The following is a 6,447-nucleotide window of genomic DNA, read 5'->3' as shown; positions in this document are numbered from 1 at the left end:
ACCTGACATGTCGGCTGAGATGATGGCCGAGGACAAGCTTCGGTACTTCCTGAAGCGAGTGACGGCGGATCTGCACGAGACGCGTCGCCGCTTGAAGGAGGTCGAGGAGGGCGAGCACGAGCCGATCGCCATCGTCGGCATGGCCTGTCGCTTTCCGGGCGGGGTGAACGGTCCTGAGAGCCTGTGGGACCTGGTGGCGGACGGACGGGACGCGGTCTCGGTCTTCCCCGAGGACCGGGGCTGGGACACCGAGAACCTCTACCACCCGGACCCGGACCATCCCGGGACGTCCTACTCCCGGGAAGGCGCTTTCCTCGACCGTGCAGGGGCGTTCGACCCGGGGTTCTTCGGGATCTCGCCGCGTGAGGCGATGTCGATGGACCCGCAGCAGCGGCTGCTCCTTGAGACCTCCTGGGAGGCCATCGAGCGGGCCGGCATCGACCCGACCACGCTCAAGGGCAGCCGGACCGGCGTCTTCGTCGGCGTGATGTACAACGACTACGGCATCGTGCTCCAGCAGTCCGTGGAGGGCCTCGAAGGCCAGCTGGGGACGGGGACCTCGGGGAGCATCGCCTCGGGCCGGGTCTCCTACACGCTGGGCCTGGAGGGCCCGGCGGTGACCATCGACACCGCGTGCTCCTCCTCGCTGGTCGCCCTCCACCTGGCCTGCCAGTCGCTGCGCCAGGGCGAGTCGACGCTGGCGCTGGCCGGCGGTGTCACCGTGATGCTGACGCCCAGCACCTTCGTGGAGTTCAGCCGCCAGCGGGGCCTTGCCACCGACGGGCGCTGCAAGGCGTTCTCCGACGACGCCGACGGCACCGGCTGGGGCGAAGGCGTCGGCATGCTGCTGGTCGAGCGGCTCTCCGACGCCCGGCGCAACGGCCACCCCGTGCTCGCCGTGGTCCGTGGCAGTGCGGTGAACCAGGACGGCGCTTCGAACGGTCTGACGGCGCCGAACGGACCCTCGCAGCAACGGGTGATCAAGCAGGCCCTGGCCGACGCCGCCCTCACCAGCGAGCAGGTCGACGTGGTCGAGGCGCACGGCACCGGCACCACGCTGGGCGACCCGATCGAGGCCCAGGCCCTGCTGGCCACCTACGGTCAGGGGCGCCCGGCCGAGCGGCCGTTGTGGCTGGGGTCGGTGAAGTCGAACATCGGTCACACGCAGGCGGCGGCGGGTGCGGCCGGGATCATGAAGATGGTCATGGCGATGCGCCACGGGGTGCTGCCGAAGTCGCTGCACGTCGGTGAGCCGTCGCGGCACGTGGACTGGTCGGCCGGCGCGGTGGAGTTGCTGAGCGAGGCGCGGGACTGGCCGCGGACCGGCGAGCCGCGCCGGGCGGCCGTGTCCTCCTTCGGGTTCAGCGGGACCAACGCGCACATCATCCTGGAGCAGGCGCCGGCCGTCGAGCAGGCGCCGGCCGAGCCGGCCGCGATCGGGCAGTCGCCGGTGGTGCCGTGGCTGCTCTCCGGCCGCACGCCCGAGGCGCTGCGCGAGCAGGCCGAGCGGCTGCTGACCCGGCTCGACGCCGAGCCCGAACTGGAGGCGGTCGACGTCGCCTTCGCGCTGGCGACGACCCGCGCGGCCTTCGAGCGCCGGGCGGCGGTGGTCGCCGGCGACCGTGAGGCGCTGGCGGCGCTGGCGCGCGGTGAGTCGGCGGCGCGGGCGGTGGTCGGGCGCGCGGGATCGGCGGGCCGGACGGCGTTCCTCTTCACCGGTCAGGGCAGCCAGCGGGCCTGCATGGGCGCGGAGCTGTACAGCGCTTTCCCGGCGTTCGCCGAGGCCTATGACGCCGTGTGCGCGGAGCTGGACCAGCACCTGGAGACGCCGCTCAAGGACGCCGACGCGCTGATCGACCAGACCGCTTACACCCAGCCGGCGCTCTTCGCCGTCGAGGTGGCGCTGTTCCGGCTCGTCGAGTCCTGGGGTGTGCGGCCCGACTTCCTGGCCGGGCACTCGATCGGTGAGTTGGCGGCCGCGCACGTCGCCGGTGTCCTCTCGCTGGCCGACGCCGCCGAGTTGGTCGCCGCGCGCGGTCGCCTGATGCAGGCGCTCCCCGCCGGTGGCGCGATGGTGGCCGTGCAGGCTGCCGAGGACGAGGTGCTGCCGCTGCTGGCGGACCGCTCGGATGTCGGTATCGCCGCCGTCAACGGGCCTACGTCCGTGGTGATTTCGGGCGACAAGCAGGCTGTGCTGGAGGTTGCCGAGAAGCTGGCGGCCGACGGTCGCAAGACGAAGCGGCTGACCGTCAGCCACGCGTTCCACTCGCCGCTGATGGACGGCATGCTCGCCGAGTTCCGCGCGGTCGCCGCCGAGTTGACTTTCAACACCCCGCAGATCCCGATCATCTCCACGCTCGACCAGTCGGCCGACCTGACCTCGCCCGAGTACTGGGTGCGTCACGTTCGCGAGGCCGTCCGCTTCGCCGACGCGATCGCCACCCTGGAGCGTGAAGGCGTGCGCACCTTCCTGGAGTTGGGCCCGGATGGCACGCTGTCCGCGCTGGCCCAGGAGTGCGTGACCACAGCGGAGAGCGCATTCCCGCCCGTGCTGCGCCGCGACCGATCCGAGACGCAGACGTTCACCCTCGCCCTGGCCCAGCTGCACGTGCGCGGCGTCAAGCTCGACTGGCCGGCCGTCTTCGCCGGCAGCGGCGCCCAGCACGTCGACCTGCCCACCTACGCCTTCCAGCGCGAGCGCTACTGGCCCAAGCCGTACACCGGGTTCTTCACGGACGTGTCCTCGGCCGGGCTGGGCACGACGGACCATCCGCTGCTGGGTGCTTCGCTCGCGCTCGCGGATGCCGACGGTCACGTGTTCACCGGACGGCTCGCGCTGGACACCCACCCCTGGCTGGCCGACCACGCCGTGCTGGGCTCGGTGCTGCTGCCGGGCACGGCCTTCGTGGACCTCGCGATCCGGGCCGGCGACCAGGTCGGGTGCGAGGTGCTGGAGGAGCTGACCCTGGAGGTGCCGCTGGTCCTGCCCGAGCGCGGCGGGGTGCGGGTGCAGGTGGCCGTGGGCGCGCCGGACGCGTCCGGCCGGTGCCGGTTCAGCCTGCACTCGCGGCCCGAGGACGCGCCGGGCGACCTGCCGTGGATCCGGCACGCCACCGGCGAGTTGTCCGCCGGGGCGCCGGCCGCCGCGGCCTTCGGGCTCGGCGAGTGGCCGCCGCAGGACGCCGAGCCCGTCGCGGTGGACGGCCTGTACGACAGCTTCGCCGCGCTCGGCCTCGCCTACGGCCCGACCTTCCGGGGCGTACGGGCCGCCTGGCGCCGGGACGGCGAACTCTTCGCCGAGCTGGCGCTGCCGGAGGAGTCCCGGGCGCAGGCGGCGGCCTTCGGGCTGCACCCGGCGCTGCTCGACTCCGTCCTGCACACCCTCGCGCTCGGCGGGCTCGTCGCGGACACCGGCGGTGCGCGGCTGCCGTTCGCCTGGAGCGGGGTCCGCCTGCACGCCACCGGCGCGACCGAACTGCGGGCGCGGATCCGGCTGGTGGGCGAGAACGCGGTGGCGCTGGAGCTGGCCGACGCGGGCGGCCAGGCGGTGGCGGCCATCGAGTCGCTCGCGCTGCGTTCGATCTCGCCCGAGCAGCTCGGCGCCACCGGCGGCGGAGCCGGGGACGCGCTGTTCGGCCTGGAGTGGGTCACCGTACCCGCGCCCGCCGCCACCGGCCCGGACTGGGCGCTGCTCGGTCCTGACCCGGAGGACTGGTCGACTCTGCTGGGTGGCACGGGCGTTGACGCCCCACGCCACACCGATCCGACCGCGCTGGCGGCGGCGGTGGCGGCCGGGGCGTCGATGCCCCGGACCGTGCTGGCCGCCTGCCCCCCGTCCGCCTGCCCCCCGTCCGCCGGCCTGGCGGGCGACGTCGCACGGGCGACGCACGAGGCGGCGCACCGGGCGCTGGCGCTGGTCCAGCAGTGGCTCGCGCAGGACTGCACGGCCGACGCGCGTCTGGTGCTGGTCACCCGCGGTGCGGTGGCGGGCCGTCCCGGCGAGGACGTGACCGACCTGCCGTCGGCCGCCGTCTGGGGTCTGGTCCGCACCGCGCAGAGCGAGTACCCCGACCGCTTCGTCCTGATCGACCTGGACGGACACCAGGACTCGGCCCGCGTGCTCGCCGCCGCATGCGCGCTCGACGAGCCCCAACTCGCCATCCGGGCCGGGCAGCTGCTGGCTCCCCGGCTGACCCGGGTGGCGCTGCCCGCCGAGCCCATCGAGCCTGCCGGGCCCGCCGAGTCCGCCGCCTGGAACCCCGCCGGGACGGTCCTGCTCACCGGCGCCACGGGCTCATTGGGCCGCCTGCTGGCCGGCCACCTGGTGGCCGAGCGCGGTGTGCGGCACCTGCTGCTGGTCTCGCGGCGTGGCGAGAACGCCGACGGCGCAGCCGAGTTGAAGCGTGAGCTGAGCGCATCGGGCGCCGAGGTCAGGTTCGCCGCCTGCGACGCGGCCGACCGCGAGGCGATGGCCGAACTCCTCGCCTCGGTGCCCGCCGAGCACCCGCTGACCGCGGTGGTGCACGCCGCCGGCCTGCTGGACGACGGAGCCGTGGTCTCGCTCACTCCCGAGCGGGTCGATGCGGCGCTGCGCCCGAAGGTCGATGCCGCCTGGCAGCTGCACGAACTGACGAAGCATCAGAAGCTGGACGCGTTCGTGCTCTTCTCCTCCGTCGCCGGTGTCTTCGGTGGCCCCGGGCAGGCCAACTACGCTGCGGCCAACGCCTTCCTGGACGCCCTCGCCGAGCACCGGCGGGCCCAGGGCCTGGCGGCCACCTCGCTGGCCTGGGGCCTGTGGGCGACGGACGGCGGCATGGCAGGCGAGCTCGACCGGGCCGACCTGGAGCGGCTGGCCCGCGGCGGGGTGGCACCGCTGACCACCACGGAGGGCCTGGCCCTCTTCGACGCCGCCGAGTTGCTCGACCGGGCGCTGCTGGTGCCGGTCAAGCTCAACCTGGCCGGCCTGCGCGCGCACGCCGCCGCGACCGGCCAGGTGCCGGCGCTGCTGCGCGGCCTGGTGCGGGTGCCGCTGCGCCGGGCGGTGGCGGGGGAGCAGGAATCGGCCGCCGTACTGGCCGAACGGCTCGCGGGCCGCAGCGAGGCGGAGCGCGAGGCCGTCCTGCTCGATCTGGTACGCACCCACGCCGCCGCCGCACTCGGCCACGCGGGGCCGGAGGCGGTGGAGATCGAACGGGGCTTCCTGGAGCTGGGCTTCGACTCGCTGACCTCGGTGGAGCTGCGCAACCGGCTGGCCCTGGTCACCGGCCTGCGGCTGCCGGCCACGCTGCTCTTCGACCACCCGACCCCGGGTGCGCTGGCGGTCCGGCTGTGCCAGCAGCTGGTGTCGGCTGCCGCCGCGGGCGACGCGGCAGCGGGGGCGGGGGCGGGGGCGGTCGAGCCGAGCCGTCCGCTCGGCACCATCGGGGCGATGCTGCGCATCGCCGCCGAGAGCGGGCGCAGCCAGGAGTTCATGGGACTGCTCTTCGCCGCCTCGCGCTTCCGGCCCGCCTTCGCCGCGGCGCAGGCAGCCGAGCTGGCACCGGAGTTGCTGCGCCTGGCCGATGGGCCCGAGCAGCCGCTTCTGGTCTGCCTGCCCTCGCTGCTGGCGATCTCGGGCCCGCACCAGTACGCCCGGATCGCGGCGGCCTTCCGGGGCCGGCGCCAGGTGCTGGCGCTGCCGTTGCCGGGCTTCCTGGACGGCGAGCCGCTGCCCGAGTCGCCCGAGGCGATCGTCGAACTCGGTGCCCGGGCTGTCCTGCTGGCCACCGGGGGAGCGCCGTTCGTGCTGCTCGGCCACTCCACCGGCGGCATGCTCGCGCAGGCCACCGCGGTCCGGCTGGAGGAGCTGGGCGCCGCCCTGGCGGGTGTCGTCCTGGTGGACACTTACTCGTTCGCCGACGCGGACAGCGAGGCGGGCTCTGTCGACGCGGACGGCGAGGCCGCCGGCCTGGGCGACGCGGCCGAGGTGCTGCCGGTGCTGACCGGGGCGATGCTCGCCCGCGAGGGCGGGTACGTCCCGATCGACGACACCAGGCTCACCGCGATGGGCGGCTACCTGCGGATCTTCGCGGGCTGGCGGCCGGCCGGGATCGCCGCTCCCACCTTGCTGGTGCGCGCCGTCGACCTGCTCACCGCCCCCGGCGCGCCCGGCACGGACGAGCCGCAGACGGCGCGGGCGCGGGCGTCCTGGCCGCTGCCGCACACCGCGGTGGACGCCCCGGGCAACCACTTCACCGTGATGGAGGAGCACGCCGCCGCCACCGCCGACCTGATCGAGGACTGGCTGCGCGAGGTGCGCTGACACCCAGCCCGCCAGCACCCCCGCGCCGCCGGCACGAAGACCGCCGGCACGAAGACCGCCGCTCCGGCCCGACCCCCGGCGGGCCGGAGCGGCAACCCCCTGGCATGGTCGTCCTGAACGGGAGCGCGGCCCCTGACGGCCGGCAG

The 6,447-nt window shown here is 74.8% G+C and carries 1 protein-coding gene; it reads left to right on the top strand.

Going from position 1 to position 6,447, the window contains the following annotated elements:
* The first annotated feature begins 58 nt into the window (after positions 1-58).
* A complete protein-coding gene (locus tag ABH937_RS00575) occupies positions 59-6,301 on the top strand; it encodes a type I polyketide synthase (protein ID WP_370216855.1) in 6,243 nt (2,080 codons plus the stop codon).
* Positions 6,302-6,447: the final 146 nt, after the last annotated feature.

Origin of the sequence: Kitasatospora sp. GAS1066B, assembly GCF_041262605.1 — a bacterium.
Taxonomy (GTDB): domain Bacteria; phylum Actinomycetota; class Actinomycetes; order Streptomycetales; family Streptomycetaceae; genus Kitasatospora.
The sequence above is the reverse complement of the archived record's forward strand: the minus strand, read 5'-3'. Positions and strand labels throughout refer to the sequence as shown.